Origin of the sequence: Spiroplasma endosymbiont of Dioctria linearis, assembly GCF_964030865.1 — a bacterium.
Taxonomy (GTDB): Bacteria; Bacillota_I; Bacilli_A; order Mycoplasmatales; family Mycoplasmataceae; genus Spiroplasma_A.
In genome coordinates, this window is sequence record NZ_OZ034984.1 from 423005 (window position 1) to 438351 (window position 15347).

The 15347-nt window shown below is 23.5% G+C and carries 14 protein-coding genes; 8 read left to right on the plus strand and 6 right to left on the minus strand.

Annotation, left to right across the window (positions count from 1 at the left end):
- Nucleotides 1-2: 2 nt before the first annotated feature.
- The 7 genes from AAHM84_RS01750 (at nt 3) to coaE (ending at nt 8255) form a co-directional block, all read left to right on the plus strand.
- On the plus strand, nt 3-1466 hold the full coding sequence (locus AAHM84_RS01750; RefSeq protein ID WP_342259195.1) for a hypothetical protein: 1464 nt from the start codon (nt 3-5) through the stop codon (nt 1464-1466).
- A 99-nt stretch (nt 1467-1565) separates the two neighbouring features.
- Nucleotides 1566-2060 (plus strand): methylated-DNA--[protein]-cysteine S-methyltransferase, encoded by a 495-nt coding sequence (locus AAHM84_RS01755; protein ID WP_342259196.1) that lies wholly within the window; start codon nt 1566-1568, stop codon nt 2058-2060.
- A gap of 168 nt (nt 2061-2228) precedes the next feature.
- Entirely contained in the window at nt 2229-4280 is a 2052-nt protein-coding gene (locus tag AAHM84_RS01760) for a fructose-specific PTS transporter subunit EIIC (protein WP_342259197.1), read from the plus strand.
- A gap of 112 nt (nt 4281-4392) precedes the next feature.
- Complete coding sequence (locus AAHM84_RS01765) at nt 4393-4671, plus strand: hypothetical protein (protein WP_342259198.1); 279 nt, start codon at nt 4393-4395, stop codon at nt 4669-4671.
- 13 nt (nt 4672-4684) lie between these two features.
- A complete protein-coding gene (locus AAHM84_RS01770) occupies nt 4685-5725 on the plus strand; it encodes a hypothetical protein (RefSeq protein WP_342259199.1) in 1041 nt (346 codons plus the stop codon).
- Nucleotides 5726-5832: 107 nt separating this feature from the next.
- On the plus strand, nt 5833-7656 hold the full coding sequence (locus AAHM84_RS01775) for a hypothetical protein (RefSeq protein ID WP_342259200.1): 1824 nt from the start codon (nt 5833-5835) through the stop codon (nt 7654-7656).
- A gap of 23 nt (nt 7657-7679) precedes the next feature.
- A complete protein-coding gene (coaE, locus tag AAHM84_RS01780; RefSeq protein ID WP_342259201.1) occupies nt 7680-8255 on the plus strand; it encodes a dephospho-CoA kinase in 576 nt (191 codons plus the stop codon).
- A gap of 70 nt (nt 8256-8325) precedes the next feature.
- Here coaE and AAHM84_RS01785 read toward each other — a convergent pair whose 3' ends face one another.
- The 6 genes from AAHM84_RS01785 to AAHM84_RS01810 all read right to left on the minus strand — a co-directional run bounded on the left by AAHM84_RS01785 (nt 8326) and on the right by AAHM84_RS01810 (nt 14467).
- Nucleotides 8326-9063, minus strand: a complete 738-nt coding sequence (locus AAHM84_RS01785) for a hypothetical protein (RefSeq protein ID WP_342259202.1) — start codon at nt 9061-9063, stop codon at nt 8326-8328.
- Nucleotides 9064-9186: 123 nt separating this feature from the next.
- The gene (locus tag AAHM84_RS01790) at nt 9187-9801 is read right to left on the minus strand and encodes a SprT-like domain-containing protein (protein WP_342259203.1); all 615 of its coding nucleotides are present in this window, start codon (nt 9799-9801) and stop codon (nt 9187-9189) included.
- A gap of 10 nt (nt 9802-9811) precedes the next feature.
- A complete protein-coding gene (locus AAHM84_RS01795; RefSeq protein ID WP_342259204.1) occupies nt 9812-11125 on the minus strand; it encodes a DNA polymerase IV in 1314 nt (437 codons plus the stop codon).
- The gene (locus AAHM84_RS01800; RefSeq protein ID WP_342259205.1) at nt 11115-11933 is read right to left on the minus strand and encodes a TlyA family RNA methyltransferase; all 819 of its coding nucleotides are present in this window, start codon (nt 11931-11933) and stop codon (nt 11115-11117) included. The genes AAHM84_RS01795 and AAHM84_RS01800 overlap by 11 nt, the downstream gene beginning before the upstream one ends.
- A 22-nt stretch (nt 11934-11955) precedes the next feature.
- Nucleotides 11956-12828: a hypothetical protein gene (locus AAHM84_RS01805; RefSeq protein ID WP_342259206.1), complete on the minus strand. Its 873-nt coding sequence runs from the start codon at nt 12826-12828 to the stop codon at nt 11956-11958.
- Between the two features lie 4 nt (nt 12829-12832).
- A complete protein-coding gene (locus AAHM84_RS01810) occupies nt 12833-14467 on the minus strand; it encodes a 1-deoxy-D-xylulose-5-phosphate synthase N-terminal domain-containing protein (RefSeq protein WP_342259207.1) in 1635 nt (544 codons plus the stop codon).
- Nucleotides 14468-14608: 141 nt separating this feature from the next.
- Here AAHM84_RS01810 and AAHM84_RS01815 point away from each other — a divergent pair, with 141 nt between their 5' ends.
- A complete protein-coding gene (locus AAHM84_RS01815; protein ID WP_342259208.1) occupies nt 14609-15325 on the plus strand; it encodes a glucosamine-6-phosphate deaminase in 717 nt (238 codons plus the stop codon).
- Nucleotides 15326-15347: the final 22 nt, after the last annotated feature.

Consider the following 15347-nt stretch of genomic DNA (forward strand, 5'->3'; position numbering starts at 1 on the left):
AAATGGAAGCTAACAAGATATATCAAAGTTCGATATTTTTATTAGCAAATTTAATAAAAAATGAAAAACTAAGAGTGGAATTACTTAATAGCTTGGATTATAAGAATCAAGTAATTGAATTAGTTAATGACTTATTGATTTTAGAAATAGATGAAAGTTGTAGTTTTAAAGATAAAAAATGAGGACCAATTTTTGGGAAGTCTTTAGTAAACATTACAAAGGAAAAAATAAAGTTTGTAAAACCAGATAATAAAAGTATTGATGAAATATTAAGCGATATTACTTATTTGCAAACATATTGCTTTAATAATTTGCAAATATCAAGAGATTCTTTAACAGATGAAAATTTTGAATTGACAGAAGAATTTATTAAAGAAAACTCAAAAATATCACCAGAATTAAAAGAAAAATATTTAAAAGCAAGTGAAAAAAGTAATGTTGAACCAGAAATCGTTGATAAACAAAAAGAAAAACCAAATACTGAAACACATGATTATTCAAAAATTGCAGGGGCTCAAAGTGCACAAGGAAATCCTTTTATGGGAAGCGTTCCATTACATCCTGCACAAGATCCAAGGTTTTACCCATATAGTAGTAAACCAAAATATATAAAATGATTGAAATTGTCATTGGCAATTTCAATTGGGGTTTTTACACTATTGTTTGTGGCATTATCTATTTATGTTCAAGTTGCAAAACCTTTTCTAATTGATAATAACTTAAATCAAATTGATGGATTTACTTCAGCATTTCATCAACAATGAAAAGCATTTTTAGAGGAAAAATTAAAAGCGGATAATGCTGCTTGACTTTTTGCAAATTCATTGGGAATGCAATCGGGGTCTATGGGAATTACATATACGATCATAATGACACTAGTAATCACATGAACTATTTATACAATTCTTCAGCCTCCAAAAACTTATAGACAAAAATTTATTATTCCTGGAATGAATTTAATTATTCCCTCAATGTTTCTTATTATGATGTCATTTAGTTTTATTAAAGGATTTTCATTAATTTTTGGTTCAAACGTACCATTGTCACAATTAACTAGTTTATTTTTTAATGTTGCAAAACAACAAGGAGAAAAAGCTAATTTTGATGAATGATATAAATTAAATCAAGTAGGACTTAAAAGTTTAATTAATGATATAAATGCTTCATTTAATATGACAGGGGCTAAAGTATTATTTTGACTATTCTTTGTTTCACTTTTAATGACAGCTGCTTCAATTATTGTAATTCTTTGTTTAAATCCTAAATTAGATAGAGAAAAAATTGCAAAAGCTAATAATGAATATCAAACAATGATTGCAGAAGCAATGCAAGGTAGAAAATATGAAATAGATCAAAGTATTTATGAAGATCAAAAAGATATTGATGATTTTTTAACTGAACTTCAAAATAGAAAAAATAAGCATAATAATAAAGATAAAGACAATGAAAAGGATAAAGATGTTTAGAAATTTCATTTGAAATAAAAATATAATTAACTTTTAAAATATATTGACAAACTCAACTGATGTTGAGTTTTTTAAATATAATTTAGATGGGTGATATTGATGGAAGAAAAAGTTCTTAAAATCTTTAAAATAAAAATGTTTGAAAAGGATGTTGTTAAAATAGGGATTATTAATAATAAGTTGAGTTATATTGGTTTTGAGCGTGACAATATTCATGATTTTTACAAAAATTATAAAATAAGAAATGTTTTAAAAAATGATGAATTTATTAAATATATTCAATATCTAAAAAAGTTTGAGAATAGAGAAGATTTCGAATTAAATTTTGATGAATTATTTTTACCAAATTTGACAGATAAACAAATAGATATTTTAAAAGAACTTTGTAAATTAAAATATGGCGAATATAAAACATATTCTGAATTTGCAAAAGATATTAATAAGAGTGATCACACACGTTTTATTGCTTCTTGTATGAGTAAGAATCCAATTTTATTGCTAATTCCATGTCATAGATTAATTAGTAAAAATTTGGATATTAAATACAGATCTGGAAGAGAAATAAAGAGTTTTTTATTAAAAAATAATTTTTAATACTTATTATCATTTTCTCAAAAATGAGTATTGAATTACTTCATTATATAAAATTTACAATATTTTTTCTAAATATTTATATTTATTCGGAAAAAAATATTGTTTTTTTTTTTTTTTTTATAACATATTAATGGTTATAAAAATTTATAACTATAGAAAGAAAAAAAGATGAAAAAAAATATTTTTAATAAAAATCAAATATTTTTAGATATAAAATTAAATACACAAAAAGAAGTTTTTGAATTTATTTCTGCTAAAGCTTTTGAATTAGGTATTGTTTCAAATCAAGAAGCATTAATTACTGGTTTCAAAAATCGTGAAACTGAAGGTACAACTGGTTTTGAAGATGGATTTGCGATACCTCATGCTAGAATAAAAGAAATAAATAAATCAGCTTGTATATTTATAAAATTAAAAAAAGAAATTGAATGAGATTCTCTAGATGGAAAACCAATTAAATATATATTTGCATTAATAGTTTTAGAAAATGAAAATGATGAATATTTATCAATATTAAGTGAATTCTCAACAAAGCTTTTAAATGAGGAATTTAAATTAGGGATTAAAAACTCAAAATCAAAGACAGATATTTTAGATACTTTTGAATTAAAAAGTCAAAAAGTCAAAAATGAAAATTTAACTAAAAATAAAATTAGAGTTGTTGGTATATCAGCTTGTCCGACTGGTGTTGCACATACATACATGGCAAGAGAGGCATTATTAAAAGCGGGGCAAAATCTTGGATGAGATATAAAAATGGAAACCCAAGGTCAAAAAGGTCAAGAATTTAAATTAACAGAAGAAGATATTAAACAAGCTGATATCGTTTTTTTAGCTGTTGATATTTCTGTTGATAAAAGTCGATTTAATGGTAAAAAAATTTATCATGTAAGTACAAAAAAGGCCTTAAGAAATGCTGAACAAGAGTTACAAAATTCAATTAAAGAGGGTTTTATTTTTACAAATGATAGTAAAAATAAAACATTTGATGTAAAAAATAAAAATAAGCAAAGTATAGTCCAACATTTGATGGCAGGTATTTCTTATATGATACCTTTCATTGTTTTTGCAGGTTTAACCTCTGCAATAGTTGCAGGAATTGCTAATGCAACAAAAGTAACATTAACTGCGGATTCAACAGGGTGAATTAAATTTATGTGACATTTAAACGAATTTTCTAATATTGGATTTTCTGTTATGATGGCAATTGCAGGAGCATATATTGCTAATTCTATTGCAGGACGAGCTGCAATAGCACCTGCATTTATATTAACTATGATCGGTAATAATCCAGGACTTGTATGGCAAGGATATTTCCAAAACATTCTTGTAGAAGGACAAAATGGTAGCATGGTTTCAATAAATTCTGTAATGCAACCATTAAATATTTTTGGAGCTATTATTTTTGGTTTGAGTGTGGGTTATACAGTTCAATGAATTAATACAAAATGAAAAATTCATCAATATATACAACCGATCATGCCTATAATCATAATTCCAGTTTTTTTAACATTATTCTTTGCAATTATTTGAATGTTTACATTTGGACCATTAATTGGAATTGCAATAGGTTATTTATATACAGGTATTTTATCATTAGAAAATGCAGGTGTGGGAATGATACTAGTAGGTTTAGTACTTGGACTTTTATCTGGAGTAGATATGGGTGGTCCCATAAATAAAATTGCTTCATTTGGAGCTACAGCTATGATACCAGTTGATGGGGGACTTGCAATGGGTTGTTCTGCTGCTGCTTTTGCTGTGGCACCACTTGGTGCTGGGATTTCAACTATGCTTTTTAGAACAACTTTTAAAGAAGATAAAGAACTAGGTATAAATGCAACAGTTTTAGGAGTTATGGGTGTAAGTGAAAGTGCCATTCCATTTGCAATCAAATATAAATGAGCTGCAATAATTCCAAATATTATTTGTTCTGGAATTGCAGGTATGATAGCTGGCGCATTTATGGTTCAAGGGCATGTTGGCGCTTGAGGTGGACCTATTATTGCAATTTTTGCTGGAGTTACAGATAAAAGTAGTAATTTCATTGGTATTCTATGATATTTAATTTCCATTATTATTGGAGTTATCTGTCATATAATTTTATTTAGAATTCTGGTTGAAATTCAATCTAAAGGAAAAATATCAAAAGATAGTTTTAAATCAATTTTTAGAGAAAATAAAAAATTAATTACTAATAAAAAAAATAGTAAAGCTTAATAAAAGTTATTTAAAAGATACAATCTTCATATAAGTGTTATATGAAGATTTTTTTATTTTTACTTTAATGTAATATAAAAAAACTTTATAATCATAAAGGTGAGGTACTTTAATGAGTTATTATTATAAGCATAAATATGGATTTTCAACTCATTCAATCCAAAGAATAAGAGAAAGACTTAGGCTTAAAGATGAAGAGGAATTTAAATTAAAAGAAAAAATACTAAGAATGATTGCAAAATCAACTTATAGTTTTGAAACAAATAAATTTATTTATATAAAAACATTAAAAAATGAAGTTTACTTTGTTATTGATAAAATTCAAATGACAATTATAACTGCAACACCAATTTCACCAACAAAACAATTATGATTAATAGAGAACGAATAAGACAGGTGCTAATATGAAAAAAATTAAAAGAAATTTGATATTACCAAGTGAATTTTTAAATAATTGACAAACTCAAAATGAAGATGGAACTTTTTGTTTTAAATATATTGATTTTGTAAGTGATAAAATTGAAGAAATTAGAATTGATAATGTACCTTTTATAGAAGTTTTATTTAGTGATTATGAAAATTATGATCTTAAAAAAATTATAAAACAATTTAATCAAATATCAAAAGTAGCAAAAGCCATTATAGATAAAAGAATTAAAAAAAATAAAGACAATATTGAAATTACAGGTAAAGAAGTTATTTTCTTAAAATATTTTTATTTTCTAATAACAATAATCAATGGTGAGTACAAGTATTCATTTTCAAATTCTAATAAAAAATATAGAATCTTTGATGTTTTGAATAAAGAAGTTCAAGAGGACTACAGACTAATAATTTTAGATATAGTTAGCTATGTTCTTTTTGAAATGTATGATTATATTTTTAGTAAGAGAACCTTTGAAAGTTTATATGAATATGTTGAAGATTCTTCAATAAACTTTGATTTACAAGAATATCAAAAAAGAATAATTATTCCTTACGACATTTTGGTAAGTCAAAATTACAAATTTTTAGATTTATATTTTCACAATATTGTAAATAATACTTTCTTTAAGTTTTTTAAAATATCTGACTTAGATAGAGAAACATTTTTATTAACAAATAAAACAGTTGCTAATTTTATTGATGATAGAACCAAAATTAATATTTTAAGTATTTTTGTAGTAGATCCAAAAATGGCAATTGGATTAGTTAATTTAGGACCAGGAAGAGGCGAGTATCGACCATTATTTAAATACTTTAATGAAAGTGTTATAAATAAAGAAATTATGCCTTATTGTTTATCACCAGAGCATAAAATAGAGCAAGATGGAATTTATCTTTCTGGAGATCAAAGGTTTAAATTTTCAATTTTTGAATTAATTGAAAATCAAGTTAAGTTAATCAACGATTGTCTAACATACAGAGATTTAAAATCTGATTTTGAACAATTTATTAAATATTAAAATAAAAAATTCTATTATGAAATAGATTTTTTTTTATAAAAATCATTATCTAAAAAAAGTGGGAAAAATATTATATAATTAATATAGTTTTATGGGGATGTTATATCATGGGCAAAGTTAAAATTTTAAAAAATAATAAAAAATCGCAATTTATGATAATTGCTTTAATGATTTTTTCTTCTATTATATTAATATATTCAACATTGCTAGCTATTTCACCAATAATAAATAAAAATAATATTGAAGTAATTAATAATGCTATTTTAGAAGAAAACTATCAAAAAATACTGTCAATATTTTTATATAATGGTAAATCGTGAATAGTGGCGCCAAGCAAGACATTAATTTCTTTTTTGCCAATTATTTTAAGTTTAATAGTAATTATATTTTTAAGTAGTAGATTAATTATCCATAGTGTAGGTTATAGAACTAAAACTGCAATGGGAATTTCTAGAATTGTTAGACCAATCAAAAGTTATCAATTTACAATGATTTTTGTTTGAATTTTTTTAGTATTATTGATGATAACAATGACTTTATCTTTAATATCTGCAGCTCCATTTTTTCTGGGAATAGCATTTCAATTTAGTGCTGCAAATTTTATAACAATTGATGAAGCAATTACAGTTAAAATTGTTCAACAATTAGATGGTCAATTTGGACAAATTTATTGATTATCTTATGGAGCATTTTCAAAATTACAAGGTGTTAATAATCCTGCACAAGTTTACAAAATGATTGATAAAGTTATGTGATTTATAATGCCAATTATTATTCAATTTATTGCTTTAATTTTAGGATTTATTGGAGCTATATTTGGTGAATGTAGTTGATGATCAATTAATATACTTGTTTTAAAAACATTTGATTTTCAAGCTGGTACAAAATTAGTAGATGAATATGTTAAAGTTAAAAAACCTAAAATTAAAGAAAAAAAATGAAATGAAAAACCTAAAAAGCAAAAGGTTTTAAAAGCCAAAAAAGCGAATTTATCTACAAATCTTAATAATGATGAAATTAAAACAATTGAAATAATTGAGCCAAAAAATTATGAAGAATTACAAGAAATCTTGTTAGAAGAAAATAAGGAAATAATTAAACCAATTGAAGTTGTTGAAACTATTAATAATAACGTTGAAGTAAAACAAGAACTTGAAGAAGTAAAAAATGATGATAATCTTGAAGAAAATATTGAAAACAAGAAAATTGAGGAAAATCAAAGAAATAGTGAAAACAATCAACATAATCGTATTGAATCTTTACAAACAACTGAGTTTGGAAATATAACTGAAATTGAAGATATTTATAATGAAAAAGCATTAGAAGATAAAACTTTTGATCCATTAATTGAAACTAAGTGTGTTTTATTTTATAAAAAAATAATTAAATTATTAGAAGAATCAGATAATACAGATACTTCATTGTATTGAAATACAATTAAAAAATCAAAAGAAATAAAGGATTCAAAAAATAATGATTGATTAACTATTTCAAATGAAATAGAAAAAGAAATAAAATTATTTTCTACAGTTGATACCGAGTTTGTAAATTTAATTGAAAAACTAATCTCTGATTCAAAAAATAATTTTTTTGGTAGATACAAAAGTGATTTAGAAGAGTTAATTGAAGATTATCATTTTGCATTAAAAACATGAGATTTATTGGCAGCTGAAATAAAACTTGAGCAAATTTTGGCAATTACTTTTAGAAAAAAAGAATTATTACCAAAAGTAGGTTTCTGTTTGAAAAATAAGGTTTTAAACAATTATAAAAATATTGATCAAAAAACAAATGTCATTAATAGATTAGAAACTGCAAAAAATAATAGAGATTTTAAAGGTTATAGAGATATTTGTCTGGAAATAATAAAAAGCGTTTCACCAATAAAACCAATTATTAGTAATTATATTAACAAAATAATTTATAATTAACATAATTAAAAGAGGTGTTTTTATTGAAAATAATAGGAGTTAGTGGTTTTATTGGAACTGGTAAAACAACTTTATTAGATCATTTAAGCAAAAACCCTAAAATAAAAGTAATTCAAGCTGATAAAGTTTCTAAAGATATTCTTTATGATAATAAAATATTAGATTTTATTAGAAAATTTATGCCAGAAGTTATGAATGAAAATAAAATTGAAAGATCAATTTTGAGAAAAATTTTATTTAATAATCATAAACTTAATGAGAAATTTACTAAAATTGCATGACCTTTAATTTCAAATGAAATTAAAAAAATTATTGAAATTGAAAAGGATGCAGAATTAATTTTTATTGAAGCTGCAGTTATAAGTGGGATTAAATTAAAGTTTGATAAGAAAATATTATTAACAATGGATAATGAAAAAAGATTAGAAATTGTCAAAAAAAGAGATAATAGGGAACTAGAAGAAATAGAGTCTATTACACAATTTCAAATGAAAAAACTTAAAAATACTAAATTTGATTATGTTTTAAATAATAATAAAAATAAAAAAGAATTTTTAAAAGAGATTGATAATTTAATTGAACTAATACAAAAAAATTAGAGTTCTTATAATTTATTAAAAAACTGAAATTTCAAATAAAAATCAAGATTTCACTCTTGATTTTTATTTTTTATTTATAGGTTTTTTTGCAACTGTTAGTTTTACTTTTTTTATCATCTTTGATTAAACCAACTTGCTTTAATGCCTCTTTAACAGCTTGTTGAATTAATTCTTGGGTTTCTTCTTGAGTAAACATTTTTTCATTATTTTTTGCTTCTTTTACTGGTTTTTTTGCTTTAGACTTAAGTTCTTGCATTTTTTTAGATTCATTAGTGATTAAATTGCCTTTTTTAGAGACACTAGAAGGTCTTTTTGTTCTTGGGAGTAGTATTTCACTAGAATCACTTTTACTTACTCTTTTAGGGGCCTTATATTGAGTTTCTGGATGCTCTTTTTTATAAGATTGAGCATTTTCAATAACTTTTTGTAGATCACTTGAAGAATTTGAACGTGAAGAGGGTGTTTTAGACTTATTCATTTTTGCTTTTAAAATTGCAATCCTGTCATTAATTTCTTCACTAGTAACTACCTTTGTTTCTGATTCATCTAATGAACGTTTAGCTATTTTTTCTTTTTCTTTTTCAATTCTAACCTTAGCTTTTGCTAAAATGTCACCAATACTGCCTGGAGCATCTTTTTGTTTTGATTGACTTTGATTAATTTCTTCTTCAGTTTGAATACCATGCATTCGTCTAATTTTTGCATTAAGGTCTTCTTGAATCACTTTATTTTTATTAAAGACATTTTGTAACTCACAAGTATGAATTTTTAAATGAGTAGGGCAAAACTTTGGTACAATTCCTGACATAAAAACCTCCATAGAATTTATTTTAAAGTAGTTATTCAATACAATTTTAACATTATTAAGTGTTTAATAAAGGCCAAGTATCTTGTTTTTTCAAAAAAAGTGCATATTGTAATATGCACTTTTTTATAATATTTCAAACATTATATTGCAGTCCATACATTTAATATTTAATGTTACTTCTCTTGAATTGTTTATAATAGTATCACAGCCTTTACAAAGATACTTATTACTCTTATTATAACCTTTTGGTTGATAATTAATAGCATCTTTGTGCATTAGAGACTTAAATAGGTCTTTGTTAAAATCTAACTGATTTTCAATATAATTTATAAGATCTAGTGTAGGGGAAGTGGATGAGAAACCACGTCTAGAGTTTTTAGCAACAGTTAGCATAGCAACCTCCTCACAAATTTTTTTAAAATACTTATTGTGTCTCTGATTATTCTCAACATCTTTAATATTTCTTTCAAAATTGTATTGGTGCACCATTTCATGAACAAGTACCCCTATTATGTTTAAATAATCTCCATTTAAAGCTAAAGTTCATATAGTTATTTGATTTAACTCATCTGATCAATCTTTTGCTGTATCGAAATGACCTAATGTTAGCCTACTTTTTCGCTTACTAGTTTCAATATTTATTTTAACTTGTGAAAGGGTATTAGAAAATAAAAATTTATTTAATTGATTATGTATTGAATGAAGTTCTAAAATTAAATCATCAATTCGATATTTCATATAAGACCCCCTATTTATTTTTTCATTTATTAATAATTTGTTCATTAGAAATGTGTACATCATCATTTTTTAAAAATTTAGATTGAACCATATTTTTTTCCATATACTTTAATAGCTTTTCTCCAGTAAAAATTTTGTTTTTTCCAAATTTTAAATTTAAGTTATAAATAACTTTTTCAACCTCATTATAGTCTATTCCTTCCAATAAATCTATTTCGTCAATTGATAATTGTTTTGTTTGTTCAATTTGATTAGATAAATTACTTATTCGAACTCCCAACAATAATATTGGTTGACCAGTCCATAATTCATAAAAACATTGTTTTGCAATTGAATAAATTATTTCTGGATTATTTGTAGGTTCTTGAACAGACTCTTGTTTTGTAATGTGTTTTTTTCTTAACTTATCATTATAAAATTCACTAATATTATCATCTAAATATTTAACAACTATTGTAATAGTTTTTCCTTGTAGAAATCTTTTTTTTGCTCTGTCAGCAATTTTTAAACTTAACTCATAAATTATTTCTTCAATTTCTTCATAATTAGTTGTTGTAAAATTTAAAGTTAATTCGTTACCAATTGATTTAAATTCACTAGCTTCTCTTGAAACTTCATCGTTTCCTTTACCATTAGCTCAATATCAAAGTGTCATTCCCCTTTTACCTAATATTTCAATTAAAAAATTTAAGTCAATTAAAGCTAAATCTCTTATAGTTAAAATATTATTTTGATTTAAAATTTTTTGAGTTGCTGGTCCTATCATAAACATTTTTTCAACATTCATTGGTCAAAGTTTTTCTTGTATTTCTTCTTCTAATAAAAATGAAATACCTTTGGGTTTATTAAAATCTACACAAGTTTTTGCTAAAAATTTATTCGTACTAATTCCAATTGAACAAGTCAGACCTGTTTCTTTGTAAATCATATCAATAATTGCTTGAGCAGCTTTTTTAACAGAACCATATTTTCTTCAACTTTTTGTCATATCAATATAGCACTCATCAATTGAAGCCACTTCAAAATTTTTTGTAAAATTATTATAAATAATATCAAAAACTTTTTCTGAATAATCAATATACAAACTAAAATCAGAATTAGCAATGTAAAGATCCTTACACATTTCCATTGCTTTAAAAACTGGTGTTCCTGCTTTTATTCCAAATTTTCTTGCATTATAACTTGCTGTAGTAACAATAGCTCTTCTATTTGGCGAAGCAACAACAACATTTCTATTTCTAATACTTGGATCTTTTGCCATATGACAACTTGCAAAAAAAGCATCCATGTCTAACAAAAAAATTACTTTTTTATTATTCTCCATTATTTTCAAAAAACTCCCAACATTCATTTACAAGATTTAAAATTAAATTTTCATTAAAAATATTTTCTACATTATTTGTTTTTTTAATATAACATAAATACTCAATATTTTTTTTCTTACTACCAAGAATTGGAGATCAATTAATATCAATTATTGAAAAATTATTTTGATTACAATAATTAATAACTCTTTTTATTGATTTTATATGTCCTTCTTTTGAATTTATTTTACCATTTTTTACATCTTCACGATCTGATTCAAATTGAGGTTTTATTAAAATAACTCCACTAGTATCTGTTTCAACGATATCTTTTAATGGTAATAATATTTTTTCTACTGATATGAAACTTACATCACAACAAAAAAAATTAATTTCTTTCTCAAAAAAAGTTTTATTTACAATTCTAAAATTTGTTTTTTCTAAAGATTTTACTTTTGGATTACTTCTTAATTTTCAATCTAATTGATTTGTTCCAACATCAATTGCATAAACATAATCTGCATTATTTTGTAAACAACAATCTGTAAATCCTCCAGTTGAAGAACCTATATCTAAACAAACTTTATTTTCAATATTAATATTTCAATATTGAATTGCTTTTTGCAATTTATTTCCAGCTCTACTTACAAATTCATTTTCTTGTTTAATTAATTTTATTATTATTTTTTCTTGATCAAATAATGTTCCAGGTTTAGTTATTTTTTCTTCGTTAACTAAAACTTTTCCATCAATTATAAAACCTCTTGCTTTATTTCTGTTTTCAGTTAATTCTAAATCTAATAAAATTTGATCAAGTCTTTTTTTCATATAAAATTATCTCCTGGAATTTTTATTTTTTAAATTTTCTTTTCTTTGTTAGATTTATTCTTTGTTCCTTTAAATTACTTATTTTTTTGTTATTTTCAATATTTTCATAAAGTTGATTTTCTTTATGAACTCATTTACTTAATTTTTTAAATAATTCACTACCATATGTATCTTCAAAACCTTTTTTTATTGTTTCTAGTTTTTTCATATATTTGGTTGTTGATAATGAAAACGGTTTTGTTAAGTTCAATTTTTTGTAGTTACCTTCGTTTAAAGAATCTTTAATATCTAAAAGCATTTTATCTTTTTCTTCATTAGAATCTACATAAATTTCTTCACTGTTTTTAAGAACTTCAGATTGAAAATCATCTTCTTTTAAAAGATTTTCCAAAAAATTATCCTGATTAGATTCTTTTGAAATTGATTCTCCAAAGTCTTGAATTGTTTTCTCAACTAATGGATCCATTTCTTTTGTATAAAGAAGATCATCATCTAGTTCCATTGAAGAATGTTCTTTAAATGGTTCAGAAAGATTTAAAATATTTTTTTGATAAGTTTTTTTTAAGTTGGTACCAGTGTTATCTATTTTATTCTTTTGATTTTCAAAATCCAAAATATAATGTTCTGGTAAGTTATCATATAATTCCTTATTAAATTGATTTAATTCTCTTATCAAAGTATCTTCTGAACCTGTGGGAATAACAATTAATTTATCATATTCTAATAAAATTTTTTTATCAGTTTTTGTTTTTAAATGTAATATTCTTCTTAGTTCTTTTAAGTTATCAAAAAATTCCACGTTTTCCTTACTAGTTTGTTTATGAAGTAAGTCAACAATTTCTTTATCTTTTGAAATTTTTTCTAAAAAATAATTTTTATCAATAATATCTTTCATTTTTTTATCCCTCAAATATTTTCTTTATGACTGTTTCAATGTCCATGGTTAAATCTTTTAATAATAATTCCTTTTCACCATGCTTTATATTAATTTTATCAAATGAGAAGCTAAATATATTAAGATTATTATATCTATTTTTAATATTTGTAAATAAATTATTTTTATTAATTACTTGTTCATAGACAAAAATTTTATTATCTTTATGTTTTTCAAGTAATTTAATATCTATTGGATTAATATATCTTGCATTTATTAAGTTAATTTTCAAATTATTTGTTTCTATATAATTTTTAAATTCACTTAGTACATTTCCATAGCTAATTAAAGTAATATTGTTATTTTTATTAAAAATTAACTCTTGTCACTCACCAATTTTGAATTCTGAATTTGTTTTATCTTCAATAGCTTGCATATTTTCATATCTTAAAAAGAATTGTTTATCATTTGTTAAATATGACTGTTTAATCATAATTTTTAAGTCATTAATACTATATGGTTGGCAAATTATAGCTTGATTAAAGTTATTTATCATGAATAAATCATATATTCCATGATGACTAACTCCCCCACTGTAACTTAAACCTCCCCTATCTATTAAAAAACTCATAGCTAAATTATTTCTAAAGACATCATGAATTAATTGATCAAAAATTCTTTGAAAAAACGTTGAATAAATTGAAATAAAAGTCTTTTTATTTGTATTTGCTATTGCACAAGCTGCTAATACACTAAATTCTTCATTTATTCCAACATCAATTACATTATTTTTAAATTTAGTTTTTAAGTTAGTAAAATTTGAAGAATTTAACATTGCAGGACAAATTAAATAATCATTTTTTGTAAAATACTTTTCTAATTCAATAGCTATTAACTTAGAATAGTTATTCACAATATTAGGTTCCAGAGAATGTTTTTCAAATAGATTCTCTTTTCCACTATAGCCCAGTGCTTTTTTAGTAAAACAATGAATTACAACATGTTGTTTTTCTTCATTGGCTTGATCTAACGCTTTAAAAAGTTGATCAAAATTATTACCATCTTCACATTTAATATATTTTAATCCTAAAGATTCAACATACATTTTCATATCTTTTATTTTTATTGAATTTTCTCCAATTGCTTGATTGTTATCATTTAAGATTGTAATAGTTTTTTTATCTGCATTTTGTAAATTAAGTAAACCTGCTAAGGTATATGAACCTAAAAATGCAGCATCTCCAATGATAGAAATAATATTTTTTTTATCGCTTGCAATTGCATAACCAAACTGATATGCAATTGAAGTTGAACTATGTCCAGTACTAATTCAATCATGTTTAGACTCTGCTATTTCTTGAAAGTTACTTAAGCCATTAAATTTTTTTAATGTTTTAAATTTTTTTAAACCATGAACTAAAAGTTTATAAATATGTGATTGGTGACCTGTATCAAATAAAACTATTGATTCATCTAAATTATAATAAGCTAAAATAGACAATGTCAATTCTACAACTCCAAGATTACTTCCAATATGACCCTTATTTATTTTTACAAAGTCATTTAAAAAAATTCTTATTTCTTGTGCTAATTGTATTAAACTTTGACTATCTTTTATTTTGTATAAGGTTTTATAATTTTTTAAATCTACTAATTTCATTTGTTTTCACCTATCTTATTTTACAATATTGAGTCTATAAAAAAACAAAATGTTTATTTTTTTTGTTATTTACTTTCCTTTTTGGAAAGTAAATAACAAAGATATTATTTTAAAATTGAATTAGAAGAAAGGAATTGAAATATGAATATTATAAAAACAAAAAATTATGATGAAATGAGTGATATAACTCTAGAGTTATTTATAGATATTATTAATAAAAATAATAAAAATAGAATTAATATTGCATTAACTGGAGGTAAAACTCCTTTACTATTTTATAAAAAATTAATTGCTAATTTATCTAAAATTAAAGACATAAACAAAATACACTTCTACAATTTTGATGAAATTCCTTATAAAAAAGATCTTTCAAAAGGAATGACTATTGAAGATTTAGAAAAAATATTTTATTTACCAGCTAAGATAAATGAAAAAAATATTGAAAGAATGAATATTTTAAATTGAAAAGAATATGCTAATCATTTAGAAAAAGATGGAGGTTTAGATTTAGTTTTATTAGGTATTGGTACTGATGGTCACTTTTGTGGAAACCTATCAGGAGTTACAAAATTTGGTGACACAATAAGATTAATTAATAATAAGGATTTAGAAAAAAATATTAGTGTACCTAAGTTAGATGCTAACTTGTTTCACAGTCATTATGTTACTTTAGGACCTAGAGAAATAATGGCAAGTAAAAATATTATTATGATTGCTAATGGAGAAAACAAAGCAGACATAATTAATAAAATAATAAACGGTCCAGTTATTGAAGAAGTTCCTTCTTCAATATTAACTTTACATCCAAATTTTAATTTAATTATTGATGAAGAAGCAAATAAAATAGTAAAAGTATAAAATAAAAATCTGGTTAAAAACC